Annotated in this window: 22 protein-coding genes; 17 read left to right on the top strand and 5 right to left on the bottom strand. The window is 68.8% G+C overall.

Annotation, left to right across the window (positions count from 1 at the left end; translation table 11 throughout):
• Positions 1-4: 4 nt before the first annotated feature.
• The 3 genes from FJV41_RS33315 (at position 5) to kdd (ending at position 3,059) form a co-directional block, all read left to right on the top strand.
• On the top strand, positions 5-802 hold the full coding sequence (locus tag FJV41_RS33315; protein ID WP_246137578.1) for a uracil-DNA glycosylase: 798 nt from the start codon (positions 5-7) through the stop codon (positions 800-802).
• Between the two features lie 23 nt (positions 803-825).
• Positions 826-1,833: an alpha/beta hydrolase gene (locus tag FJV41_RS33310; RefSeq protein WP_141646626.1), complete on the top strand. Its 1,008-nt coding sequence runs from the start codon at positions 826-828 to the stop codon at positions 1,831-1,833.
• A gap of 194 nt (positions 1,834-2,027) precedes the next feature.
• Positions 2,028-3,059, top strand: coding sequence for an L-erythro-3,5-diaminohexanoate dehydrogenase (gene kdd, locus FJV41_RS33305; protein ID WP_141646625.1), 1,032 nt, complete (start codon positions 2,028-2,030; stop codon positions 3,057-3,059).
• A gap of 111 nt (positions 3,060-3,170) precedes the next feature.
• Here kdd and FJV41_RS33300 read toward each other — a convergent pair whose 3' ends face one another.
• Together FJV41_RS33300 and FJV41_RS33295 are read right to left on the bottom strand one after the other, a co-directional pair.
• Positions 3,171-3,785, bottom strand: a complete 615-nt coding sequence (locus tag FJV41_RS33300) for an ankyrin repeat domain-containing protein (RefSeq protein WP_141646624.1) — start codon at positions 3,783-3,785, stop codon at positions 3,171-3,173.
• Positions 3,786-3,934: 149 nt separating this feature from the next.
• Positions 3,935-5,467, bottom strand: coding sequence for a catalase (locus FJV41_RS33295; RefSeq protein WP_141646623.1), 1,533 nt, complete (start codon positions 5,465-5,467; stop codon positions 3,935-3,937).
• Between the two features lie 260 nt (positions 5,468-5,727).
• Here FJV41_RS33295 and kamD point away from each other — a divergent pair, with 260 nt between their 5' ends.
• The 11 genes from kamD (at position 5,728) to FJV41_RS33240 (ending at position 16,172) form a co-directional block, all read left to right on the top strand.
• Complete coding sequence (gene kamD / locus FJV41_RS33290) at positions 5,728-7,278, top strand: lysine 5,6-aminomutase subunit alpha (protein WP_141646622.1); 1,551 nt, start codon at positions 5,728-5,730, stop codon at positions 7,276-7,278.
• A complete protein-coding gene (locus FJV41_RS33285; RefSeq protein ID WP_141646621.1) occupies positions 7,275-7,751 on the top strand; it encodes a hypothetical protein in 477 nt (158 codons plus the stop codon). Before kamD ends, FJV41_RS33285 begins: the two co-directional genes overlap by 4 nt.
• A gap of 4 nt (positions 7,752-7,755) precedes the next feature.
• On the top strand, positions 7,756-8,541 hold the full coding sequence (kamE, locus tag FJV41_RS33280; RefSeq protein WP_141646620.1) for a lysine 5,6-aminomutase subunit beta: 786 nt from the start codon (positions 7,756-7,758) through the stop codon (positions 8,539-8,541).
• A complete protein-coding gene (kal, locus tag FJV41_RS33275; protein ID WP_220137917.1) occupies positions 8,538-8,936 on the top strand; it encodes a 3-aminobutyryl-CoA ammonia lyase in 399 nt (132 codons plus the stop codon). Before kamE ends, kal begins: the two co-directional genes overlap by 4 nt.
• Positions 8,933-9,760: a 3-keto-5-aminohexanoate cleavage enzyme gene (gene kce / locus FJV41_RS33270; RefSeq protein ID WP_141646619.1), complete on the top strand. Its 828-nt coding sequence runs from the start codon at positions 8,933-8,935 to the stop codon at positions 9,758-9,760. The genes kal and kce overlap by 4 nt, the downstream gene beginning before the upstream one ends.
• A gap of 150 nt (positions 9,761-9,910) precedes the next feature.
• A complete protein-coding gene (locus FJV41_RS33265) occupies positions 9,911-10,687 on the top strand; it encodes an SDR family NAD(P)-dependent oxidoreductase (protein WP_141646618.1) in 777 nt (258 codons plus the stop codon).
• Positions 10,677-11,471, top strand: a complete 795-nt coding sequence (locus FJV41_RS33260; RefSeq protein ID WP_141646617.1) for a class I SAM-dependent methyltransferase — start codon at positions 10,677-10,679, stop codon at positions 11,469-11,471. The genes FJV41_RS33265 and FJV41_RS33260 overlap by 11 nt, the downstream gene beginning before the upstream one ends.
• 103 nt (positions 11,472-11,574) lie before the next feature.
• Complete coding sequence (locus FJV41_RS33255) at positions 11,575-12,108, top strand: hypothetical protein (protein ID WP_141646616.1); 534 nt, start codon at positions 11,575-11,577, stop codon at positions 12,106-12,108.
• A 145-nt stretch (positions 12,109-12,253) separates the two neighbouring features.
• Positions 12,254-12,640: a hypothetical protein gene (locus tag FJV41_RS33250; protein WP_141646615.1), complete on the top strand. Its 387-nt coding sequence runs from the start codon at positions 12,254-12,256 to the stop codon at positions 12,638-12,640.
• 125 nt (positions 12,641-12,765) lie between these two features.
• Complete coding sequence (locus FJV41_RS33245) at positions 12,766-15,123, top strand: serine/threonine protein kinase (protein WP_141646614.1); 2,358 nt, start codon at positions 12,766-12,768, stop codon at positions 15,121-15,123.
• Between the two features lie 113 nt (positions 15,124-15,236).
• Positions 15,237-16,172 (top strand): hypothetical protein, encoded by a 936-nt coding sequence (locus tag FJV41_RS33240; RefSeq protein WP_246137577.1) that lies wholly within the window; start codon positions 15,237-15,239, stop codon positions 16,170-16,172.
• 3 nt (positions 16,173-16,175) lie between these two features.
• Here FJV41_RS33240 and FJV41_RS33235 read toward each other — a convergent pair whose 3' ends face one another.
• Positions 16,176-17,732, bottom strand: coding sequence for a ChaN family lipoprotein (locus FJV41_RS33235; RefSeq protein ID WP_141646613.1), 1,557 nt, complete (start codon positions 17,730-17,732; stop codon positions 16,176-16,178).
• Between the two features lie 115 nt (positions 17,733-17,847).
• Here FJV41_RS33235 and FJV41_RS33230 point away from each other — a divergent pair, with 115 nt between their 5' ends.
• Together FJV41_RS33230 and FJV41_RS33225 are read left to right on the top strand one after the other, a co-directional pair.
• The gene (locus FJV41_RS33230; RefSeq protein ID WP_141646612.1) at positions 17,848-20,898 is read left to right on the top strand and encodes a TonB-dependent receptor plug domain-containing protein; all 3,051 of its coding nucleotides are present in this window, start codon (positions 17,848-17,850) and stop codon (positions 20,896-20,898) included.
• Positions 20,898-21,737, top strand: a complete 840-nt coding sequence (locus FJV41_RS33225; protein ID WP_141646611.1) for a 5'-nucleotidase C-terminal domain-containing protein — start codon at positions 20,898-20,900, stop codon at positions 21,735-21,737. The genes FJV41_RS33230 and FJV41_RS33225 overlap by 1 nt, the downstream gene beginning before the upstream one ends.
• 27 nt (positions 21,738-21,764) lie before the next feature.
• Here the strand turns inward: FJV41_RS33225 and FJV41_RS33220 are convergent, their stop codons facing one another.
• Both FJV41_RS33220 and FJV41_RS33215 read right to left on the bottom strand, forming a co-directional pair.
• Positions 21,765-22,052: a TIGR04563 family protein gene (locus FJV41_RS33220; RefSeq protein WP_141646610.1), complete on the bottom strand. Its 288-nt coding sequence runs from the start codon at positions 22,050-22,052 to the stop codon at positions 21,765-21,767.
• A 7-nt stretch (positions 22,053-22,059) separates the two neighbouring features.
• Positions 22,060-22,263 (bottom strand): TIGR04563 family protein, encoded by a 204-nt coding sequence (locus FJV41_RS33215; RefSeq protein WP_015350409.1) that lies wholly within the window; start codon positions 22,261-22,263, stop codon positions 22,060-22,062.
• 480 nt (positions 22,264-22,743) lie between these two features.
• Between FJV41_RS33215 and tilS the strand changes: the two genes are divergently transcribed.
• Positions 22,744-23,734 (top strand): tRNA lysidine(34) synthetase TilS (gene tilS, locus FJV41_RS33210; protein ID WP_497812665.1); only part of this gene is annotated, 991 nt, incomplete at its 3' end.

The raw sequence follows: 23,734 nt of genomic DNA, 5'->3' as shown, positions 1-23,734 counted from the left end.
CCCCATGGCCGAGCGTCGACCCGGCCCTCCCGTGAGTCCCCCGGATTCGAGCCGCGCGGCGCCCGTGTCGCGTCCGCTCGTCGATGCGCCCCCGCCTCCTCGTGCGGAGGCGCCCGTGGCGGCACGCGCGCCGCTGTCTCGTCCCTCCGCTCCCTCAAGCGCCGGAATGCTGCTGGACGTTCCCCGGTCGTCTCCAGGCGGGACCACCGCGTTGCCGGGGAGTGTCGACAGTGAGCGGCCGACGTTGGACCAGGTGCGTCGCGAGCTGGGGGACTGCCAGCGCTGCAAGCTGTGCTCGGGCCGCAAGAACATCGTGTTCGGTACGGGCAACCCTCGCGCGGAGCTGGTGTTCGTCGGCGAGGGGCCGGGCGAGAACGAGGACCTGCAGGGCGTTCCCTTCGTGGGCGCCGCGGGAGATCTCCTGACGAAGATGATCGAGGCGATGGGCTTCCGTCGCGACGACATCTACATCTGCAACGTGGTGAAGTGCCGGCCTCCAGGCAACCGCAATCCGGAGCCGGACGAGATCGCCGCGTGTGAGCCGTTCCTCCGGGCGCAGCTCGCGGCCATCCAGCCCAAGGTCGTCGTGGCCCTGGGCAAGTTCGCGGCGCAGACGTTGCTGCGCGATTCGACGCCCATCACCCGAATGCGTGGTGCCTGGCGCGTTTATGAGGGCATTCAGCTCATGCCCACCTTCCACCCCGCGTACCTGCTCCGCAATCCAGCGGAGAAGCGCAAGGCGTGGGAGGACCTGCAAGCCGTGATGAAGATCTTCGGCAAGAACCCGGGCTCGCGCGCATAGCGGGCCTCGGGGGGGAGACTCAGATGAGGGGATTGTTGGAAACGCGCGAGGTGCAGTCGCCCGCGTTGGAGTCCAATCCGTTGGGCGACCCGTCTCGGCGGCGGCTCACCGTGTACCTGCCGCCAGGGTATGGCGAGGGAGACCGACGCTATCCGGCCGTGTATTTCCTGCACGCGTTCGGCAGCGGCGGAGGCAGCTGGACGAATGCCTCGGGCTTCGCGCCCAGCGTGCCCGAGCGGCTGGACGCGCTCATCGAGTCTGGCGCGGTGCCGCCGGTGGTGGGCGTGTTCCCGGATGGCTGGACGTCCCTGGGCGGCAGCCAGTGGATCAACAGCGACGCCATCGGCCGTTACCGGGACTACCTGGCCAAGGACATCGTCGGCTTCGTGGACCGCACCTTCCGCACGTTGCCCAAGGCGGCGTCGCGAGCCGTGCTGGGACACAGCTCGGGCGGGTATGGCGCGCTGGTGATGGGGCGCTACCACCCCGAGATTTTCTCGCACCTGGGCGCGCACTCGGCGGACTCGTATTTCGAGTACTGCTACCTGCCGGACCTGCCGAAGGCGGCGGGCGTGCTCCTCAAGGCCGGAGGCATCGAGGCCTGGCAGGGCGAGTTCCGCCAGCGCGTGCGCGAGACGAAGATGCGCGGCGATGACTTTCCGGTGGTGAACACGCTGGCGATGGCGGCGGCGTACTCGCCGAAGAAGGGGGAGCCGCTCAACCTGGAGCTGCCCTTCGACGCGCAGACGGGCCGGTTGAAGATCGACGTGTGGAACCGGTGGCTGGTGCATGACCCGGTGCGCTTCGTGCCCAAGTTCCTGGACGCCTACCGGAAGATGAAGACCATCTTCCTGGACTGCGGCACCCGAGACGAGTTCAACATGCGCTGGGGCACGCGGATGCTGGCGGACGACCTCAAGAACGCCGGTGTGGAGCTGGTGCACGAGGAGTTCGAGGACGGCCACTCCGGCGTGAGCTATCGCTTCGAGCGGTCGCTGTCGGTCCTCCTGCCGAAGCTCGCGCGGGAGTAGCGGACCGGGCGCGGCGTCGGTCCTGGACGGGCCCATGGGACGTGGGGCCCCGGGACTGATTGCCGCGTGACGTCATCCCTCGGAAGCGTGACGTTGCGCTGGCCATTGCCCCAGGGGAGCGGGTAGAGGCAGAGCGCCCGCGCGCCACGGTGGCTCGGTGGCAGGTGCGGGAAGACCTTCAGGGAGATGGGAACATGAGCAACGACCTCTACGGGCTGTCTCGCGTCGTCGGTGAGAAGGGTGTGCTGCCGCAGCGTGCGCGGAAGCTGGACCCCTCGCTGCCGTGCCGCGACTCGGAGGTGCTCATCGACGTGGAGAGCCTCAACATCGACGCGGCCTCCTTCAAGCAGATCAAGGGCGAGGTGGGCGGCGACCCCGCGCGCATCGGCGAGCGCATCCAGGAGATCGTCCGGGAGCGGGGGAAGATGCAGAACCCCGTCACGGGCTCGGGCGGCATGTTGATTGGCCGCGTGAAGGAGATTGGCGCCAAGCACCCGGCGAAGGGGCAGCTCCAGATTGGAGACCGCATCGCCACGCTGGTGAGCCTGACGCTGACTCCGCTGGTGATTGAAGAGGTGAAGGCCGTCCAGGTGGACATCGACCGGCTGGACATTCGAGGGCACGCGGTGCTCTTCGCCAGCGGCATCTACGCGAAGCTCCCGTCGGACATCCCGGACACGCTGGCGCTGGCGGCGCTGGACGTGTGCGGCGCGCCCGCGCTGGTGGCGCGCTACGTGCGGCCGGGCATGACGGTGGCGGTGCTGGGCGCGGGCAAGAGCGGGGCGCTGTGTCTGGCGCAGGCGCGGCGCAACCTGGAGAGCCGGGGCAAGCTCATCGCGCTGGACGTGTCCCAGGCGGCGCTCGACATGCTGTCGTCCATCGGCCTGTGTGACGTGGCGCTGAAGGTGGATGCCACCCAGGGCGTGGACGTGATGGAGGCGGTGAGCCAGGCCACGGATGGGCAGCTCTGTGACCTGGTGGTGAACTGCGCCAGCGTGGGCAACACGGAGATGGCCACCATTCTCTCGGTGAAGGATGGCGGCACGGCCATCTTCTTCTCCATGGCCACCAGCTTCACGACGGCGGCGCTCGGCGCCGAGGGCGTGGGCAAGGACGTCACCATGCTGGTGGGCAACGGCTACGTGCCCGGTCATGCCTCGCTGACGTTGGCGCTGCTGCGCACGGAGCCGGCGCTGCTCCAGCTCTTCGCCACGCGCTACGTCTGAACGAGGCTGCGGGGCGCAAGCCCGTCCAGAGCGGCTTGCTCCCCGCGCGTCAGGCCCCTGTCGCCGCATCCTCCGCGAGGCCATCGGTCGCGACGTGAGCGTCGTGTCGCACTACCTCGCGGCGGAGGGCGCGCCATCGGTCTCGGGCGCCACGGGTGCCTGGGGCTCGGTCTGCGTCCGCGCCCAGTCGCCGACACTCCGGCCACTGGCATCGCGAGCCTCGGGAGAGGCGCCCTTCTCGCGGAGCTGGTCCACGACTTCCCGCCGCCCGAAGAGGGAGGCGAACATCAGCGCCGTCTGGCCCAGGCTGTTGGCCTGGTCCACGGCGCACGGCTGTTGGTTCAGCAGCGCGACGACGTCGCCGTAGCCCTTGAAGGCCGCGCCCATCAGCGCCGTGTTCCCGCGCTTGTCGCCCGCGCACGCATCCGCACCCGCCACGAGCAGCGCGCGCACGGTGTCCAGATGGCCGTGGTACGCCGCGAGGATGAGTGGCGAGAAGCCCCGCGAGTCGCGAGCCTCCACGGGGGTTCCGGCCTTCAGCAACCCCGTGACAATCTCCGTGTCACCGACGCGCGCGGCGGCGAGCAGGTAGTTCTCCGCCTCGCTCGTGGCCAGCATCCGCCCCTGGGGCGCGGGCTCCGCGCGCAGGGACCACCAGGCGGCCGTCAGCACCGCGCACACCAGCACCAGGAGACCGAGGGCTCCGAGCAGCACCTTGCGAAACATGGTCGTCCTCCAGACGAAGTCGGATGAGAAGGCCGGGGCGGGGGAGGCCACCTCGCGGGGAGCGCGCCTTCCCTGGCCACGCCCCGGCCGTCTCTCAAGGGGTCCCGGCGACACCCTGGCGCCGGGACCCGTGTGAATCACCGCGAGCTTCAGCGCGTGGCGAGCGGGGCCACGGCGGCGCGAGCGTCATCCACCTTCACACCCACCGCGTTGGCCAGCTTGGTGCCGTACTCCGCGTTGGCGACGTAGAAGTGGCCGACCATGCGCGCCTTCACGCGGGCGTCACGCACCTGGCCCAGGTCCGCGGCCAGGTTCTTCACCAGCCGGTCCTTCGCGGCCGCGTCGAGCGCCGTGTAGAAGGCGCCCGCCTGCGAGAAGTTGTCCGTCTTCTCGATGGGCTGCTGCTGCGTGGTGCCGGACAGCGCGGCGCGCGAGAAGAGGTCGGCGGGGGACTCCTGCGACTCACGGGCGATGCTCGGCTCGTAGTTCACGTCCGACTTCGTGTTGGCGATGTTCATGCTGCCCGCCTGGTTGTTGCTGTTCACCGAGGCGCGCGAGCGGTTGACGGCGAGGGACTGGTAGTTGGCACCCACGCGGTAGCGCTGCGTGTCCGCGTAGGAGAAGAGCCGGCCCTGGAGGAGGCGGTCCTCGGACGGCTCGATGCCGGAGGGCTGTACGCCGGGGGAGAACGCGGCCTGCTCGGTCTCCTCGAAGAAGTTGTCCGGCATCTTGTTGAGGACGAACTTGCCCAGCTTGACGGAGGGCACCTTGTCCTCCGGCCAGATCTTCGTCGGGTCCAGCGGGTTGAAGCTGAAGCTGTCCAGGTCCTTGGGGTCCAACACCTGCGCGGACAGCTCCCATGCGGGGAACTTGCCCGCGCCAATGGACGCATACAGGTCCGTCGTCGCGTGCTGGTGGTCCTCGCCCGCGGTGCGCGCGGCCTCCTCGGAGGTCAGGCTCTTGACGCCCTGCTGCGAGGCCCAGTTGAACTTGACGTAGCGGTACTCACCCTTGGCGTTGACGAACTTGAACGCGTGGACGCCGTGCCCGTTCATCTGGCGGTAGTTCGCCGGGATTCCGATGTCCGAGTACACCTGCGTCAGCATGTGCGTGGACTCGGGGATGTGGGAGAAGAAGTCGAAGAAGCGGTTCGGGTCCTGCTTGTTGTTGATGGGCGACGGCTTGAGCGAGTGCACCATGTCCGGGAACTTGATGGCGTCGCGGATGAAGAAGATGGGCAGGTTGTTGCCCACCAGGTCCCAGTTGCCCTCGTCCGTGTAGAACTTGAGCGCGAAGCCGCGTGGGTCTCGCAGCGTCTCCGGCGAGCCGGACGGATGGATGACGGTGGAGAAGCGCACGAACAGGGGCGTCTTCTTCCCCTTGCTGGAGAAGACGGACGCGCGCGTCAGGTTGGAGAAGTTGCCGTAGCTCTCGAAGACGCCATAGGCACCCGTGCCGCGCGCGTGGACGACGCGCTCCGGGATGCGCTCACGGTCGAACCGGGCCAGCTTCTCGATGAGGTGGAAGTCCTCCAGCAAGATGCCGCCGCGCGGGCCGGCCGTCTTGGAGCTTTGATTGGTGCCCACGGCGGCACCGGTGTCCGTGGTGAGGGGCGGCGGATTGGCTGCGAAGGCAGGACCACTGAGCAACACAGCCGACAGCAACAGGGAGCGGGTTTTCATTCGAAGTCTCCTCTCGGGGGATGAGGCGGACCGCTCCAGAGCACGCGCCGTGCCGATTCCTGGATTCCAATAAATCCAAAGGCTTGTCACGAAGCCAACAACGCCACTCACCGGCATGTCGGTGGAAACACCGCCTGCTCGGTGCAGGGGATCATCGCTTTTTCGGTGCGTTGGCTCCAGAACCGATAATGCGGTGCGGCAGCGCGTTCGGGGTCTGCTTCGGCGCTTCCTGTAGGCGTTTGGGCGGGTAAGGTGCGCGGATGCCTGGCCCGTTCATTGACGACGCGCAGATTGCGCACGCGCGCACTCTGGCGGAAGAGATCGTCAACCCGATCTTCGACCTCATCCGCCGTAACACCACTGTATCCATCGAGCGCACCGTGTTGCGCTTCTTCGGCATTTCCGGGGCCGGCGCGCGGGGGGTTCCGCTCGCCAACCTGATGGTCGACAAGCTCAAGGCCGCCGGGGTGCTCAACCGGGGCGCCGCCTATTGGTATGGCCGGGCGCTCCAGTTGGGCGCCAAGAGCCCGCTGGAGGCCGTGGAGCGGCTGACGGCGCTGCCGACGGACAAGCTGGGTCCGCTGTCTCCGGAAGTCGAACAGAACCTCCGCGCCGAGGTTCGCGCGGAAGCCCGCTCCGCCCTGGAGGACATGAAGTCCCGCCTCGCCGCGCGCGACGCGCTCCGCCAGCAGTTCCCCATGTCGCCGGCGCCGCACAAGTACGTCATCGTCGCCACGGGCAACATCTACGACGACGTGGACCAGGCTCGGGCCGCGGCCCAGGCCGGCGCGGACGTCATCGCCGTCATCCGCTCCACCGCGCAGTCCCTGCTGGACTACGTGCCTCACGGCGCGACGACGGAGGGCTACGGCGGCACGTACGCCACCCAGGAGAACTTCCGCATCATGCGCGAGGCCCTGGATGAGGAGAGCCGCAAGCTCAAGCGCTACATCCAGCTCACCAACTACTCGTCCGGCCTGTGCATGTCGGAGATCGCCTTCTGCGCGGCCTACGAGAAGCTGGACATGCTGCTCAACGACGCGATGTACGGAATCCTCTTCCGCGACATCAACATGCGGCGCACCTTCATCGACCAGTACTTCAGCCGCCGCATCTGCGCGCTCGCCGGCATCATCATCAACACCGGCGAGGACAACTACATCACCACCGCGGATGCGTACGACGCGGCCCACACCGTCATCGCCAGCCAGTTCATCAACGAGTGCTTCGCCAAGCGCGCGGGCCTCAAGGACTGGCAGCTGGGCATCGGTCACTCGTACGAGATCGACCCCTACCGGGACGACACGCTCCTGTTGGAGCTGTCGCAGGCGATGCTGGTGCGCCGCTGCTTCCCGGACGCGCCGCTGAAGTACATGCCGCCCACCAAGCACAAGGAGACGGACATCTTCTTCAGCCACGCGTACGACGTGATGGCGGACCTGGTGGCCATCTGGACGAAGCAGGGCATCCAGCTGCTCGGCATGATGACGGAGGCCATGCACACGCCGCTGCTCGCGGACCGCTTCGTGGCGCTCAAGTCCGCCAACTACATCCACCGCGCCGCGCGGGGCATCGACGAGGAGTTCACCGTTCGCGAGGACGGGAAGATCGCCAACCGGGCCCGCGAGGTGTTCGGCCAGGCGATGAAGCTGCTCCAGGAGTGCCGCGACGAGGGCATGGTGGCGGCCATTGGCAAGGGTCACTTCGGCGACGTGAAGCGCGAGGAGACCGGCGGCAAGGGGTTGGATGGCGTGATGGAGAAGGCTCCCGATTACTTCAACCCGTTCCTGGAAATCCTGGAGGCAACATGATGCTCGGTACCATCCTGACCGTGGTGATGGCCGCGGGCGGCTCGGCGGACTCGCTGGCGCAGTTCCAGGTGAAGAACGTGGGCGTGCAGGTGCCCGCCGCGTGGAACCGCTCCGTCGAGGACGGGACGACCAAGTTCACCGCGCCCAGCGGCGACGCGTACTTCCTGGTGGACGTGGGCTCGGTGCAGACCGCGGGCATGAAGGCCCAGGTCTGCGTGGACAAGATTGTCGCCGGCATCGGCGGGGCCAACTGGGAGCGCCTCAAGGTGGGCGGGCAGCCGGCGGCCAAGCGGCTGGACTCGGACAATTCGACGAACGGCGGGGTGGTGGACACGGTGACGTACGTCGGGTGCGATGGGCGCACGACGTGGTCCGTCGTCTTCCACCTGGAGCAGCGCAAGAAGGAGCGCTTCGCCGCGCTGGCCGACAAGGTGGGCACCAGCGTGAAGATTCAGCGGGCCGGGGGGAAATGATCCGATGGTGAAGCCCAGCAAGCAGATCATCCGTCCCTACGGAGACCGTCGGGACGACGGCGTGGTGCAGCTGTCGTTCACCCTGCCGGTGCCCCTGTCGGAGAAGGCCAAGGAGGCCGCCGCCGTCTTCACGAAGAAGATGGGGTTCTCCGACGTCAAGGTCGCCGCCGCCGAGCGCGCCGCCGACAACTACACGTTCTTCATCGTGTACGCCCGCTCGGGCATGTACCTGGACTACGCCGAAATCGACGTGCCGGAAGTCGTCGTGAAGAAGATGTCCTTCGACGACCTCAACGCCTTCATCAAGGAGAAGGTCGGCCGTCGCATCGTCGTGTTCGGCGCGTGCACCGGCACGGACACGCACACGGTGGGAATCGACGCCATCCTGAACATGAAGGGCTACGCGGGCGACTACGGCCTGGAGCGCTACCCCGGGTTCGAGGCGTTCAACCTGGGCAGCCAGGTGCCCAACGAGGACCTCATCAAGAAGGCGGTGGCGAAGAAGGCCGATGCCATCCTGGTGAGCCAGGTCGTCACGCAGCGCGACGTGCACAAGGACAACTCGCGGCAGTTCATCGACGCGGCGAAGGCGGCGGGCATCCACGGCAAGGTGCAGTTGCTCCTGGGCGGCCCGCGCGTGGACCACAAGCTGGCGCTGGAGCTGGGCTTCGACGCCGGCTTCGGGCCGGGCACCAAGCCGTCCGACGTGGCCAACTACATCGTCCATGCGCTCCTGAAGAAGGAAGGCAAGGAGCCCAAGGACGCGCACTACCAGGGAGAGCCGACGTGAGCATTGGGACGAAGGCCATCATCCGCCTGCGCATGAGCAGCCACGACGCGCACTACGGCGGCAACCTGGTGGACGGCGCGCGCATGCTGGGCCTGTTCGGCGACGTGGCCACGGAGCTGTGCATCCGGGCGGACGGCGACGAGGGCCTGTTCCGCGCATACGACTCGGTGGAGTTCCTGGCGCCGGTGTACGCGGGAGACTTCATCGAGGCGGAGGGCGAAATCATCAGTGCGGGCAACACGTCGCGGAAGATGCGCTTCGAGGCCCGCAAGGTCATCCGGCCTCGCACGGATGTGAATGATTCGGCGGCGGACCTGTTGCCGGAGCCTGTCGTGGTGTGCCGTGCTTCGGGCACCTGCGTGGTTCCCAAGGACAAGCAGCGAGGCCAGCGATGAGCACTCCCATGGTCATCACCGCGGCGATGGTGGGCGCGGAGACGACGCGCGAGCAGACGCCGCACCTGCCCATCACCGCCGAGGAGATCGCCGAGGACGCCGTGCGCTGTCGCGAGGCCGGCGCGGCGATGGTGCACCTGCACGTGCGCACCGCGGACGGCAAACCGTCCCAGGACGCGGAGCTGTTCCGGGCCGCCATCCGGGCCATCCGCAAGCGCACCGACGTGCTCATCCAGACGTCCACCGGAGGCGCGGTGGGCATGACGGTGGACCAGCGCTGTGGCCCGCTGACGCTCACGGGAGAGGACAGGCCGGACATGGCCACGCTCACCACGGGCACGGTGAACTTCGGCGAAGAGGTGTTCTGGAACCCGCGCCCGCTGGTGCGGGACATCGCCAAGAGAATCAAGGCGCTGGGCCTCCGGCCGGAGCTGGAGTGCTTCGACGTGGGCATGCTCGACGAGGCCCGCTATCTGGCGAAGGAGGGCCTGGTGGACCTGCCGGCGCACTTCGACTTCGTGCTCGGCGTGCCGGGCACGCTGCAGGCGCGGCCGGAGGTGCTGGACTTCATGATTGCCTCGCTGCCGGAGGGGAGCACCTGGACGGTGGCCGCGGTGGGCCGTCACCAGCTTCCCTTCGTGGACGAGGCGGCGAAGCGAGGCGGCAACGCGCGGGTGGGCCTGGAGGACAACATCTACGTGTCCAAGGGCGTGCTCGCGAAGGGCAACTGGGAGCTGGTGGCCGAGGCCGCCAAACGCGCCCGGGCCCATGGCCGCGAGCCCGCGACGCCAGAGCAGGCGCGCAAGCTTCTGCGCCTGAGCTGATGAACTCCCGCCGACGCGCCTTCCTCGCGTCGGCGGTTTTCTTTTCCATGTCAGCAACCGCGGGCCTTTCGCGTCGGCAGCAGCCGGACGCCACCCGTCTGTCCGGATTCCGGCGCGACAGGGCCCCATGTCTTCCGAGGAGCCATCTGAATGGACACGGAGCTGAGGGGCAAAGGCGTCCTGGTGACGGGCGGCGCGGGCGGTATTGGCACCGCGCTGGTCCGAGCGTTCTCCGAGGAAGGCGCGAAGGTGGCGGTGCACTACCGCTCTCGCGAGGCGCAGGCGCGAAAGCTCGCCAGCGAGGTGGGCGGCGCGGCGGTGGGCGCGGACCTGACGGTGGAGGCGGAGGTGGATGCCCTCGTGCCCGCGTCGGTGGCCGCGCTGGGCCGGCTGGACGTGCTGGTGTGCAACGCGGGTGTGTGGCCCGCCCCGGATGAGCCCGTCTGGGAGATGTCGCTGGCGCGCTGGCGCCGCACGCTGGCGGAGAACCTGGACAGCGTCTTCCTGTGCTGCCGTGCGTTCCTCCGGCACGTGTCCACCACGGGCGCAGGCAACATCGTCATCGTCAGCTCCACGGCGGGTCTGTTCGGCGAAGCGGGGCACGCCGACTATGCGGCCGCGAAGGGCGCGCTCGCGAGCGGCTTCGTGCGCAGCCTGAAGAACGAGCTGGGCCGCATCGCCCCGCTGGGCCGCGTCAACGTGGTCTGCCCCGGCTGGACGGAGGTGGACCGCAACCGCGCCAAGCTTGAGGCCGAGGGTTTCGTGAAGCGGGTGACGCGCACCATGCCGTTGCGCAAGGTGGGCCAGCCCGAGGATGTCGCGCGCGTCGTGGTGACGCTCGCATCGGATCGCATCTCCGGCCATGTGACGGGTGAAGTCATCACCGTGGCGGGAGGCATGGAAGGAAGGGTGCTGCATGACGACTGAGTCCGTGGACGTGCGGAAGTACAATCGCGAGGCGTGGGACCGGCAGGTGGCCGCGGGAGACCGGTGGACGGTGCCGGTGACGCCAGAGGTCATCGCCGCGGCGAAGCGAGGGGAGTGGAGCATCGTCCTCACCCCGACAAAGCCCGTGCCGCGCGAGTGGTTCGGTGATGTCACCGGCAAGCGGGTGCTGTGTCTGGCGGGCGCGGGCGGACAACAAGCGCCCGTGCTCGCGGCGGCGGGCGCGCGGGTGACGGTGTTGGACAACTCGCCCGCTCAGCTCGGTCAGGACCGCAAGGTGGCGGAGCGGGAGGGCCTGGAGCTGCGGCTGGTGGAGGGGGACATGAAGGACCTGTCCGCATTCGAGGACGGAAGCTTCGACCTCATCTTCCACCCGTGCTCCAACGCCTTCGTGGACGACGTGCGGCCCGTCTGGCGCGAGGCCTTCCGTGTGCTGCGTCCGGGCGGCGCGCTCCTGTCGGGCTTCAGCAACCCGGTCATCTTCCTGTTCGACCCGGACCTCCAGGAGCAGGGGGTGATGCAACTCAAGTACAAGATGCCGTACTCGGACTTCACCAGCCTCACGGACGCCGAGCGCAGCAGGTACACCGACAAGGGTGAGCCCCTCTGCGTGGGGCACTCGCTCCAGGACCAGGTGGGCGGACAGCTCGACGCGGGCTTCCTCCTCGCTGGTTTCTTCGAGGACCGGCACGTCGCGGGCGACAAGCTCTCCGAATACTTCGAGGGTTTCATCGCCACCCGCGCGGTGAAGCCCAGCGCGCCCTGAGCTCCCAGGGCTTCGCGACTCAAATGTGTGTTGCGCTGAGGGTCTGAAAAGACTCCCATGCGGGTTGTCCTGGAATCCCCAGGACTTCCCGCAAGGAGCGCAAATGCGTACCCCCTGGCGTATCTCCTCGTTCTGTTTCGTGAGCCTCGCGCTGCTGGGCGCGGGTTGTGAGCCGGCGCCGTCGCCGGTGTCGTCCGAGTCAGGCGCGGTGTTGGAGCAGAAGAAGGACCGCGCGGTGGGTGACGTGAAGTTGTTCTGCGAAATCCCGCAGGACGGCAGCTACTTCGAGCTGAAGCAGACGGCGACGGGCTACGAGGGCGTGGTGGCGACGCAGGTCTATGACCCGTGGGACTGCCGCTGCATCTACCTGAAGCGCGAGGTGGTGGGGCAGTACACGTCCTGCCAGTTCGCCCCGTCGGACCCGCGCATCGTGAGCTGCTGGCGCCGCGAGCCCAATGGGACGATTGGGAAGATGGGCATGTTCTCCACGAAGGTGACGCGGCAGTCGCTCGTCATCGGTGGACCCACCCAGGAGGTGTCGGACCAGCTCCTGGATATCGGCGTCGTCAACCAGGACCCGGGCCAGACGTCGCGGCGCGACTTCTCCTACGCGCTCGACGACTGCACGGCGGGCTAGCGAGCACGAAGGGGGAGGGGAGTTGCTCCGGGCCGGTGCAGGGGCGTGGATTTAACCTTCTCCTCCGCGCGGGGTTCTTCCAGGCAACGAGGACGCGAGCGGGAGTGCCGCTCGCGTCCAGTTCAACCGACTGGAGAGCCTCACCATGCGTCAGAGTTTCCTGCTGCGTTCCCTTGTCACGGCTTCGCTCCTGTTCTCCGTTCCGGTGCTCGCGGAGGACACCGCGCCCGCGCCGCAATGCAAGGAGGGCCACCACGGGCGGCACGGCCACAAGGGCATGAAGGGAGAGCGGAAGCTCGCCCGGATGGAGCACCGCCTGGACCGCGCGGTGTCCGAAGGTCGCCTCGCCCAGTCGCAGGCAGACCAGTTCAAGACGGAGGCCCGCCAGCTGCGAGAGGAGCTGAAGGCCCAGCGTGACGCGGCCGGCGGTCAGCTCTCCGAGGACCAGCGCCTCCAGGCGCGTGAGCGCGTCCGTGCCTTGCGCGAGAAGGTGAAGGCCGCCGTGCAGGCCACCGCGCCCACGAAGACCTGAGTCAGAAAGACAGCGGGTTCCCATGGAGCGCGAGGCCTTCCCAAGACAGGCCAGACGCTGACTTCGTTTCCGTGTCGCGCCGCGACAGGCCCCTGGAGGGGCTCCGCGCACGATGAATTCTGGAAATGATAGTTTCCCCTGACATGGGCAACCCGGGGCAAACGCAGTTTGGCCGGTATGAATTGCTGGAGCGCCTGGGGGCGGGCGGGATGGCCGTGGTGTACCGGGCGCGGTATCCGGCGGCTCCGGGTGTCACCAAGTCCGTGGTCATCAAGCGGGTGCTCGGTCATTACGCGTCGGAGCCGGCGTTCGCGGAGATGTTCCTCAACGAAGCCCGCATCTGCGTGAGCCTGAGCCACGGCAATGTGGTGCAGGTCTTCGACTTCGGGCAGGTGGACGGCGAGTATTTCCTGGCCATGGAGTGGGTGGATGGCCATCCGCTGTCCCGGGTGTTGAAGCGGGCGAAAGCCAAGGGCCTTCCCAGGCTTCCCGTGCCCATCGCCGCGGGCATCGCCATCGACATGTGTCGAGGGCTGCACTACGCGCATACGTTGTTGGACGAGCAGGGTGAGCCGCTCGGGTTGGTGCATCGCGACATCTCCCCCGACAACGTGCTGATGAGCTTCGAGGGGGAGGTGAAGATCTCCGACTTCGGCATCGCCAAGGCCCGGCTTGCGGGCCGCGCGGAGACCGAGGCCGGGGTCGTGAAAGGCAAGTATCAGTACTTCTCGCCGGAGCAGGCGCGGGGCGAGACGCTGGACGCGCGCTCGGATGTGTATGCGGTGGGCGTGGTGCTGTACCAGATGCTGTGCGGACAGCTTCCCAACGACGGCGGCGAGCTGGAGGTCATGTTCCGGACCGTCGAGGGGCGCCTGACGCCCGCGCAGCAGCTCAATCCGACACTGGACGCGGCCATGCTGGAAATCCTTCAGCGTGCGTTGATGAAGTCTCGGGACCAGCGCTACAGGACGGCGGAGGCGCTGCAGCAATCCCTCTCGGATTGGCTGAGCACGAACGCGCCCCTGTTCCCCAACAACACGCGCAAGCATCTGACGAGCTGGCTCTTCCAGGAGGAGCTGGCCACGCGCAAGCGCATGCCGGCGCTTCCCTCGGGGTTTCTTTCGCAGCTCGAGTCATGGCGAGCGTCGAGCGTCGCCAAGGTGCCCGGGCCCCCGGCCTGGAGCCCCGAGGCCCCACGCGTGACACCGCCCCTGCGGGCCGTGCCGCACCTGCCTCCCGCCGTCATCACGGAGCCCGCGGTTCCAGAGGCAGCCTTCCCCGCGGAGCCGGAGACGGCGTCACCCATGAGCGCGGAGGTTGCTCCACGGACCCTGGTGACTCCCCGAGGGGCGTCCATGGCCTGGCGCGCGGTGGTCCTCATCACGCTGGGGCTCGGGTTGCTGTCGATGGGGCGCGTCTGGAGTGGGTTGATGGAGCAGCAGCCGCTCGATTCCATCTGGATTACCTCCGAGCCCTCCGGCGCGGAGGTGTCCTTGGATGGCATCCGGTTCGAACGGACTCCGATGCGACTCTCGGACACACAGCTCGGCTCTCAGCTCACCCTGACGGTGCGCCACGAGGGGTTCCTGCCCTGGGAAGGCACCTACGCCGCGCGTGCCCTCACCGCGAACCTGAACGTCCAGCTCAAGCCCGCCCCGCCTCGGGTCGACCCACGGAAGGATGAGGTCGAGGTCGTTCCAGAGGGCGACGCGCTTGTCGAGGAGGAGGCGTGGGACGAGAGCGAGGATGCGGAGGAGGAGGTCGCTGCCTCCGACAGTTCCCTGGCGGTGGTCCAGGAGCCGCCCGCGCGGGCCCTGATGAGCGAGTCCAGGCATTCTTTCAATCCCATCCGGCGGGCGCGTGAACTGGTGCTGAATCCGGCGGAGACGTACACCCTGCGCACGGTGGGCTCCTACGGGCTGACCTGGTCGAAGGCGTTGGATGGCGCGCGTCCGGCTCCGACCTCCCATCGTGTCCTGGCGTTCATCGCCGACCCGGATGTTCCGCCCGAGCGGCGGCTGCGGTTGCTGACCACGGACGCCCAGAAGGTGAAGGGCGTCACGCGCATGTGGGTGTCCATCCTGTGGGGAAGGGAGTGGGCGTTCAAACAGCCCCAGTTGTTGGAACTGGAGGTTCGTTCACGCCTCGGCGGTGTGACGGGAGACACGTCGCTGAACGTCGCCGAGCTCGCGAGCGAACTCGAGCCAGAGAGTCGCTTCACGGTCCGGCGCCTGCGCCCCGCGCTGCGCTACATGGTCCAGATTCGCGCCTCCAAGGGACAACCTCGGAGCCCTGTCGTCATGGTCGCGTTTCCGGCCGCGTCCTATTCCCTGCGAGTCACGGGGCAGCCCGCGAATGAACGCCTGCACGTGCTCGATGTCGGCCGCCACTTCGTGTCTGGCGCGTCGGAACTCTGGTTCTCCTTGCCGCGATGGGCGAAGGACGCGGAGGTGGAAATGGAGATCGTGGTGGAGGCAGCCTGAAGATTCTCGACGAGCGCAGAGGGGCCCTGGAAGCAAGCGGCCGCGCCGACGACGCGCACGCGCGGCGTGACGGACCTTGGGGAATCGCGCAGACTCGTGGCACGAGGTTTCGCATGCGACTGGTGGTGTCCCTGGTGGTGTTCGTGTCGCTCGTCGGATGCGGTGCGCACTCGTTGGGCGCGTTCCTCGGCGACGCCGCGGCTCCTGCTCCCTCTCGAACTCCCGTGGAAGACGCGGAGTTGCTCCGGGTCCAGGCCCGCGCCCGCTACATCGTCGAGGCGGAGCGTGCCGCCATTCGCGCCACGGACGTGCTGATGGAGAGCAAGGACGTGGACCTGAGTCCCGCCCGGATGCAGATGCACGTCACCCTGCCTCACGAGGGCGCGTGGTACGGCCTCTTCGGCCGGGTGGACGACGCGGGGACCTTCATCCCGGCCTACGCGTTGAAGGCGCCGCACGAGGAGCCCGAATGGATGGAACTCATCCCCGTAGACACGCTTCCCGTCGACTTCAGTCCCGTGGCTCGGGCCGTGAAAACGGCGAAGCAGATCACCGTGGAGACCTTCGGGCGAACCAGCGTCAACCCGGTGGTCGTCAGGGAGGCGTCGGGCGACATCACCGTGTACACGTTGCAGGGGACGCGAGATCCGAAGCGCTTCTTCTACGGGGGTGACTTCCGGTTCCGCTTCGCTCCGGATGGCAGGACGCTGCGCGAGCAGGTGAAGCTGCACCCGAGCGTCATCGCGGTCGACGTCGCGCCCATCACCGAGGACGCCTCGCGGATGGATGCCCACCTGCACCAGCACTTCAAGGGGCCGCTGGAGACGGAGCTGGCCCTGCTGATGCTCTATCCGGAGCTGACCTCGCTGGCGGTGGGCCACGTCGATACGGCGGTGACCTACGTCCTGTTCCCGGATGGCAGCATCAGCGTCGTCACCGAGGACAATCCCGCGACGACGCGAGACCTGCTGTCGGATGGCACCTTCGCGCCCGCGCCCGATGCGGCGAAGCCTCCGGAGCCGGAGGCTTCCCACGAGCAGGCGCCGTGAGCCTCAGTCGCGCAGGCGCTCGGCCCACGTGAAGTACACGGTCCGCGCCTCCACGAAGGGGTCCCTGAACAAGGCGCGGACTTCCGCCTTCGCCAGGCGCCCCTCGTCGAACGCGCGGTAGAGCCTGTCTCCGAGCAGGTAGCCCAGAGCGTGGCTGACGCCGTGGAACAGGCGGTCCTTGCGCAGGGGCAGCAGCTTCACCGCCTCCTCGGGCGCCTCCAGCTCCGCGGCCTTGTGCGCCAGCACGAAGGCGGAGACCTGCCGCTCGACGCCTCGGCTCTCGCCGAAACGCTTCGCCCACTCGGCGAGCCCCAGACACGTGCGTCGCGGGTTCACCAGTCGGGAGCCGAAGAACCCCAGCGCCTCTTCCATGCACCGCGCGTAGAACGCGTCGGACGCCGTGCGAGGCGCCTCCATCGCGCTGCCCACCGCGCAGTGCCGCACGAAGTGCGCGGCTTCTTCCGCCGCGTGGTTCAAGGACAGCGAGGCCAGATAGGCCGTCCGCGCTCGGGGGATGTAGCTGCTCTCCCGAGACAGGATGTGGCGGCGCAGCTGGGACAGCTCCGCCTGCGTGAAGCGCCCGCGCCGCTGGATGCGCGCCAGCACGTCCCCGTCCGCCACCGTGGCGACTTCCACCGACTCCAGCGCGCGCACCACCGGCACACCCGCGAGCCGGCCGATGAGCGCCGCCATCTCCCGGAAGCGCTCCGAGGCGCCCCGGTCCATCAACGGTGAGTCTCCGGCCTCTGCTTCCAGGTAATCCAGGAAGCTCTGTTGGCAGACGACAGGGGAGGCGTTGAGCAGGCACACGGTGTCGTCCGCCAACTCCACCGCCTCGGCCACGCCCATGCGCCCGTCGCGGGCCAGCCGCCACCAGACGCCTTCCGCGTTCTGGTAGACGACGAGGCCTCGTCGCGTGTCGTCACCGAGCGCGCGCTCCACCTGCGTGGGCAGGTGACACGGCGCCACGTGGTACTGGCCCACCAGGACGAGGACGAGCGGACGGTCCTCGGCTCGGGCGACCCGCGCGATGCGCTCCGCGGCGTAGGCATCCCTCAGCGCGAGCGAGCGTTCACCCTGGGCGCGCCGGTCGATGCCCACGACTTCCAGGCGGTGGCGCCGGGCGAAGGCGAGCAGGGTGCGCAGCGTGGTGCCAGGGCCGAAGCCCGCACCCTCCGTGTCACCGCCCAGTCGCGCCAGGAGGGAGCGCTCCGAGAGGCGTCCCGTGCGCCAGGCATCGAGCGAGGCCTGGTGCCGGCCCTCGATGCACTCGAGGGCCAGGACGACGCGGCGACCCGAGGCGAGCGCGCGTTCGACGAGCTCCAGGTAGGTCTGCTGCGCCAACGGCAGCGTGTGGTAGTCGCCCACGTACACCACGTCCGAGGCGCGCACGCGCTGGTGCACCTCGGTCAGCGGCAGGACGCGCCGATAGCTGGCGGTACGCCGCCGGTAGCGGGCCTCGTAGGAGCGGAAGGCATCTGTCTGCCCGTCCACCACGCGGGCGATTTGTGCCCGCTGACGACGGAAGAGGGCAAGGTGCAGGGCGAGCGAGTCGCGCATGGAGTGCGGCGATCCCTCGCACGGCCCTGAAGGCCCGGCAAAAAATCAGCGGCGAGTGGCCCGGGGGCTCCCTTCCTTGACTCGGGGATCGGGGCAATGGACCATCCCCCTCAGCTTGAAGAACACACTCGCGCGCGCGACCCTCCTCAGCTTCGTGCTCTTCCTGGCGGTACCTGTCCGTGCCGAGGAGCCTTCTCTTCTTCACTCCGCACCGACCCGCGCCGAGCCCAAGCTGCCTCTGCGGCTGGACGGCACGCTCGTGGAAGGCGGTCGCATCCTGGAGATGTACGTCCGCTACCGCGGCCCGGGCGAGCCGTTCGCCCGTGTGCTGATGGAGCGCCAGTACGGCGACCTCTATCGCGGCGTCATCCCCGCCGAGCACATGGTGCCGCCGGGCGTCGAGTACTACGTCGAGGGCCTCACCGCCGACGGTGAGCGCATTCCCATCTTCCAGACGGCCGCGCGGCCCGCACGCGTGTTCGTGGCCGGCGACGTGTCCGCGACCGCGAGCCGGCCCGCGACGCCGGAGCCGGCGTCTTCCAACTCCGCCGACGAGCGACCGTCCACCCGGACGCCACCTCCCGAGCGCACCCGGACGCCGCCGCCCACGAGCAGCACCTCCGACGACGATTCGATGGCGGCCCTCACCGCGGATCTGCCCTCCGATGTTCCTCCGCCGAAGGTGTCGTCGCGGGACACCCGCACCCCCTCGACGTCGCGCGAGCCTCCGCCTCCGACGCGAGGAAGCGCGACCACCTCACGCGAGCCCACTCGAGGGACGCGAGAAGCGCCCCCGCGTGAGTCGGGGACCTCCCGCGACGCGACCGCCCGCGAGACTGGAACCTCCCGCGACGCGACCGCCCGTGAGGCTGGAACCTCACGTGACGCGCCCACGCGAGAGGCTGGCACTTCACGCGACGCACCCATTCGCGAGCCCGTGGCCTCGCGTGACTCCTCCCGGGAGTCCTCGACGCGCGACACGTCATCCTCGCGAGAGTCCTCCTCGCCGCGCGAGAGCGCGGTCGTCGCGCCGCCGCGCTCGGAGCTGGAAGAGGACATGGCCCTCTACAGCGCCGAGGACACCCTGGCCCTGGCCACGCGCCACGAGGAGAAGGTCCGCAAGGTGCCCGCCATCGCCGCCTCGTTCGGCCGCGAGCAGATCAGCGCGCTGGGTGCCCGCACCGTCGCCGACGTGCTGGACGTGGTGCCCGGCCTCACCATCAGCCGGGACGTGCAGGGCTTCCATCGCACGGCGGTGCGCGGCCTGCGCAATGACGCCGAGGTGCTGTTCCTGCTCAACGGCCATCGCCTCAACAACTTCTTCGACGGCAAGGCGCTGATGAACCTGCCGGTGGAGAACCTGGAGCGCATCGAGGTCATCCGCGGTCCGGGCTCCGCCCTCTACGGCGCGGGAGCCTTCCTGGGCGTGGTGAACATCGTCACCGACACCTCGGATGGTGTGCGCACGGCCGTCTCCGCCGGAGGCTTCCCGGAGAAGGACGACCGCCTGGCCATCACCGTCAACGGGCACGCGTCGGCGGGAGAGACCTTCGGCGACCTGCGCCTCTTCGCGGACGCGGACGTGTGGAACCAGACGGGTGACTCGAACGTCATCGAGCACGACGGCCTGGATGACGAGTCCACCTCCCAGGGCCTTCGCGCGGTGGAAGACCCCGCAGGCAAGACGCGGGATGACCGCTTCCTCCTCAACCTGGGCGGTGGCGCCACCTACGCCATGGGAGACGCGGGACGCCTGGGGGCCTCGGTGCGCTTCCTCACCGAGAACCGCACGGCCCTGATGGGCCTCTTCGACACCGTGGGCGAGGACTCCGAGCTGAAGTGGAACGTCCTCATGGCGGACCTCCAGTGGGAGCGCGCCATCGGGTCCTCGGTGCTGCTGCGCGCGCGGGCCGGGTTCGACCAGCAGTCCACCGACCGCCTCTTCCAGATCACCCCCCTGAACTTCCGCACGGGCCCGGACGCCAACCAGCTCTTCGACAAGGGCCTGCGGGAGCGCACGCGCATCTCCGTGCGTTCGATCACCGGCGGAGTGGACGCGGACATCTCCCTGTCGGCGAACAACCGGCTGTCGCTGGGCGCGGTGGTGGAGCAGCAGTCGCTGGGCGACTACGACTACGAGACCAACTACACGCTGGACGCGCGCGTGCGCCCGGAAGGCTTCACCGCGCCCGAGGGCCTCACGGACCTGCTGGGCCTCGCGGATGGCGCCGCGTCACGCCGGCTCATCGTGGGCTTCTTCGCGCAGGACCAGTGGACCGTCATCGCCCCCCTGACGCTCACGTTCGGCGTGCGCGTGGACGCCACGCAACTGCCCACCGTGGACGGCTCCGGCACCATCACCGGCACCAGCTTCGTGCCCAGCATCAACCCCCGCGTGGGCCTGGTGTTCTCCGCCACGGACGCCCTGGTGCTCAAGGCCCTGTACGGCCGAGCGTTCCGCGCGCCCACGCTCCAGGAACTCGTGGAGCGCATCCCGGACACGACCTACAACCAGGGCCGCTTCGAGGGAAACCCGCGCCTGCAGCCCTCCACGGTGGACACCTTCGAACTGGGCGCCGACCTCATCCAGTCCGCCGGAGAGGCCCGCGTGCGGCTGCGCGCCAACGCGTACCTGGAGCTCTTCGACTCGCCCATCATCCCGGTGGACACGTCCGGCAACATCGTCCCGCTGCGCAACCGCGAGCTGGGCGTGCGCGTGTACGGCATCGAGGGTGAGGCCCGCCTGGAGGCCTCCAAGCGCGCCAACGCCTGGTTCAACGCGAGCATCTCCCGCGCGCAGGACATGGAGCTGCCCTCACAGTCCCGCCTGCTCACGGATACGCCGCAGGCCCGCTTCAACGCGGGCGTGTCCATGCCCATTGGCGCGTGGGTGAACTTCGACGTGGTGGTACGCACGGGCGCGGAGCGACGCAACAACAGCCGCTCCGTGCTGGAGCTGGTCCGCCGCTACAAGATTCCCGCCTACAGCCTCATCACCGCGCAGATTCGCAGCGAGCCCATCGCCGACATCTGGGAGGTGTCGCTGGTGGCGCACAACGTCTTCGACCATGACCTTCGCGACGATGTTCCCCGCCCGGACCGCGTCACCGGGAGCCTCCCGCGCGAGGGCATGTCCGGCTACCTCACCGTGAGGGCCCACTTCTGATGCCGCTCCCCAAGTCCATCATCGCCGCGCTCGCGTGCGCCCTGGCGTCGCCTCTCGCCGGGTGCATCTCCTACAACGACTCGTGCCAGCCGCTCGTCGCGGACCCGGATGCCGTCGTCGGCTACCTGGGCCAGGACGTCCAGCTCGACAAGCCCTTCACCCGGCATGACAACAACGCGCTGGCGCAGTTGGTCGCCGACGCGTTCCTCCATGCCGAGGACGGCTCGGTGCGGCCCGCCGTGCTGGGCGTCGTCAACGGTGGCTCGCTGCGCGCGGAGGGCCTCTGCTACACGCGCATGGCGCTGCGCAAGGGACCGCTCACCGACGGCGTGCTCCACGAGGTCATCCTCTTCGAGAACCTCATCGTCACCGTGGACCTCACCGAGCGCGAGGTCGTGGGGATGATGGAGAACAGCGTGGGCGCCCTGTACGTGGAGGGACAGCTCATCGCCTCGCCCTCCGGCGCCTTCCTCCACGTGTCCGCGGGGACGTCGGTGCGCGTGGACTGCTCACGCCCAAAGGGCGAGCGGGTGCGGGCGCTGACGGTGGGGGGGCAGCAGATTCCGCTGCCGCCGCGCGACGACGCGAGCATCCGCTACCGCGTGGCCATGCCCAGCTTCCTGCTCGAGGGGGGCGACGGCTACGGCACGGTGTTCGGCAATGCCGGTCAGGACCCTGACCGGAACCCGGTGCAGGCGCGAAAGCTGGGCGGCACCGACGCGAACATCGCCTCGGCGTACATGCGGGAGAAGTACCCCACGCCCGTCCAGGCGCTCTCCGAGGAGCCTCGCGTCGTCTTCGAGAACTGCGCGCTGCCCGCGAGGCCCGCCGGCGGGTGAGTGCCGGTGGGCCGCTCGCGGGGCCCTTCAGGACTTGGGCTCGTCCGGGTTCGGAGCGGCCGCCACCATGCTCGGTGGGGTCGCGGGCGCCGCCGCCGCCGGGCTCGCCACGACAGGGGCGGGACGCGGTGGAGGAGGCGAGCTGAGCACGTCGTTGACCGACGGCATTCTCCGAATCTCCGCACGCGCGACCTTCCACGCCTGCTGGACAATCCAGGAGAGCGAGCGGTCCTGCCTCGTCGCCTCGCGCTGGATTTCCTCCAGCATGTCCTCGGGGAAGTAGAGGCTTTGTTTGCGGTGGTCGGTGGTGGCCATGCCTGCGCTACTCCTCGCGCGGGTCCTGGCGCTCGTCGCCAGTCACGTCGTTGACGGCGGGGAACGACTTGATGCGCTCGCGGGCGATCTTCCACGCCTGCTGGACAACCCAGGAGAGGGAGCGGTCCTGTCGATTCGCTTCCTCCTGAATCTCCTTCAGCATCTCCTCGGGGAAGTACAGCGACTGCTTGCGCTTGTCGGTGCCTGCCATACTTGAGTCTCCGGGGCGGATTCGAGGTGACGACCTGAACACACCGGGGCCGTTATCCGACAGACGCCCAAGAGGGTCAACGGTTTCGGAGGACTCATTCCGCGCTCGCTGGGTCCTCGCCCGGGCACGTTCAGTCAAGCCTGACGTATCCAACTGTGCGCGAAAAAGGAAACGCCCCGGCCCTCGCGACAGGAGGACCGGGGCGTCTCGGAAAGAGGGACCGCCGGGAGTGGATCTCCCAGCGGACCCGTGGGCCCAGAGGGGGAGGGGGGGGACCCCTAGGCCCAACACCTTGAAAATTCGACCGTCCCCTCAACAACTCCGGGGGCCGCGCATATTTCCTCTTCCGAGTCCGCGCCCATCCGGTGTGACGATCATAAGAACCAGCCCCCCTGCCTTCAACCGTACGCGCCTCTGTAACCCTGTTACCCGACACTCCATTCCCCCTGTCAGATGTCACGCACTGGACCCACGACACGTTTGCTGACGACGACGCTGCTCGATGCGTACGCGCGCCTCGGGTTGGAGGGCCGCTCCGTGCTGTGCGCCGTCTCTGGAGGCGCGGATTCGGTGGCCCTGCTCGTCGGCACGGCGAGCGTGCGAGAGCGCCTGGGGCTGCGCGTGGAAGTCGCCACGGTGGACCATGGCCTGCGCCCCGAGTCCCGAGCGGAGACGCGGGCCGTGGCGTCGCTCGCCGCGAGGCTGGGGCTGGAGTGTCATGTCCGCGAACTGGCGCTGAAGTCTGGAGCGGGAGTGGAGGCGCGCGCGAGGCATGCGCGGTACGCGGCGCTGGAGGAGGTGCGGCTCGCGCGAGGATTGTCGGTGGTGGCGACAGCCCACTCGGCCACCGACCAGGCGGAGACGCTGCTGATGCGGCTGGCCCGGGGGACCTCCTCGCGAGGCGCGGTGGGCATCCACGAAGCGCGTCCCGGGCTCGTCCGGCCGCTCCTGGAGCGCACGCGCGAGGAGCTGGTGAACTTTCTGGCCGAGCAGGGCGTCGAGTATTGGACAGATGCGATGAACGCCGACCCGGCCTTCTTCCGGGTGCGGGTCCGAACGGACGCCTTGCCCGCGCTCAGCCGGGCGGCCGGCTTCCGGGTGGACGCGCGGCTGGCCTCGTTCGCGCGGCTGGCCGCGGAGGACGATGCGCTGCTGAGCGAGCTGGCGGACGCGGCCTGGCGCCGCGTGCGGCTGTCGGAGGGAGGATTGGATGCGGTGGCGGTGCGCGCGCTGGAACCTCCTCTGCGGCGCAGGGTGCTCGCCCGACTGCTGGCCGAGCATGACGTGGTGACGGATGCGGGGACGGTGGAGCGCGTGCTGCGCGCTGTGGAGCAGGGCGGCTCCGCGACGGTGGGGCGCGGCTCGAGGGTGCGAGCGACGGGAGGGCGGGTGCGCTGCGTGCCCCAGGTCGCCGGCGCGCGAGCCTCGCCGACGCTGTGTCTGGAGGGGGCCTGTCTCTTATACACCACTG

It is taken from the genome of Myxococcus llanfairpwllgwyngyllgogerychwyrndrobwllllantysiliogogogochensis (assembly GCF_006636215.1).
In the GTDB taxonomy this organism is placed as follows: Bacteria; Myxococcota; Myxococcia; order Myxococcales; family Myxococcaceae; genus Myxococcus; species Myxococcus llanfairpwllgwyngyllgogerychwyrndrobwllllantysiliogogogochensis.
The sequence above is the reverse complement of the archived record's forward strand: the minus strand, read 5'-3'. Positions and strand labels throughout refer to the sequence as shown.

Bases quoted from the DNA above. Each gene is read 5' to 3' on its own strand.
- FJV41_RS33315 (WP_246137578.1), top strand. From the start codon at position 5: ATGGCCGAGCGTCGACCCGGCCCTCCCGTGAGTCCCCCGGATTCGAGC.
- FJV41_RS33310 (WP_141646626.1), top strand. From the start codon at position 826: ATGAGGGGATTGTTGGAAACGCGCGAGGTGCAGTCGCCCGCGTTGGAG.
- kdd (WP_141646625.1), top strand. From the start codon at position 2,028: ATGAGCAACGACCTCTACGGGCTGTCTCGCGTCGTCGGTGAGAAGGGT.
- FJV41_RS33300 (WP_141646624.1), bottom strand. From the start codon at position 3,785: ATGTTTCGCAAGGTGCTGCTCGGAGCCCTCGGTCTCCTGGTGCTGGTG.
- FJV41_RS33295 (WP_141646623.1), bottom strand. From the start codon at position 5,467: ATGAAAACCCGCTCCCTGTTGCTGTCGGCTGTGTTGCTCAGTGGTCCT.
- kamD (WP_141646622.1), top strand. From the start codon at position 5,728: ATGCCTGGCCCGTTCATTGACGACGCGCAGATTGCGCACGCGCGCACT.
- FJV41_RS33285 (WP_141646621.1), top strand. From the start codon at position 7,275: ATGATGCTCGGTACCATCCTGACCGTGGTGATGGCCGCGGGCGGCTCG.
- kamE (WP_141646620.1), top strand. From the start codon at position 7,756: ATGGTGAAGCCCAGCAAGCAGATCATCCGTCCCTACGGAGACCGTCGG.
- kce (WP_141646619.1), top strand. From the start codon at position 8,933: ATGAGCACTCCCATGGTCATCACCGCGGCGATGGTGGGCGCGGAGACG.
- FJV41_RS33265 (WP_141646618.1), top strand. From the start codon at position 9,911: ATGGACACGGAGCTGAGGGGCAAAGGCGTCCTGGTGACGGGCGGCGCG.
- FJV41_RS33260 (WP_141646617.1), top strand. From the start codon at position 10,677: ATGACGACTGAGTCCGTGGACGTGCGGAAGTACAATCGCGAGGCGTGG.
- FJV41_RS33255 (WP_141646616.1), top strand. From the start codon at position 11,575: ATGCGTACCCCCTGGCGTATCTCCTCGTTCTGTTTCGTGAGCCTCGCG.
- FJV41_RS33250 (WP_141646615.1), top strand. From the start codon at position 12,254: ATGCGTCAGAGTTTCCTGCTGCGTTCCCTTGTCACGGCTTCGCTCCTG.
- FJV41_RS33245 (WP_141646614.1), top strand. From the start codon at position 12,766: ATGATAGTTTCCCCTGACATGGGCAACCCGGGGCAAACGCAGTTTGGC.
- FJV41_RS33240 (WP_246137577.1), top strand. From the start codon at position 15,237: ATGCGACTGGTGGTGTCCCTGGTGGTGTTCGTGTCGCTCGTCGGATGC.
- FJV41_RS33235 (WP_141646613.1), bottom strand. From the start codon at position 17,732: ATGCGCGACTCGCTCGCCCTGCACCTTGCCCTCTTCCGTCGTCAGCGG.
- FJV41_RS33225 (WP_141646611.1), top strand. From the start codon at position 20,898: ATGCCGCTCCCCAAGTCCATCATCGCCGCGCTCGCGTGCGCCCTGGCG.
- FJV41_RS33220 (WP_141646610.1), bottom strand. From the start codon at position 22,052: ATGGCCACCACCGACCACCGCAAACAAAGCCTCTACTTCCCCGAGGAC.
- FJV41_RS33215 (WP_015350409.1), bottom strand. From the start codon at position 22,263: ATGGCAGGCACCGACAAGCGCAAGCAGTCGCTGTACTTCCCCGAGGAG.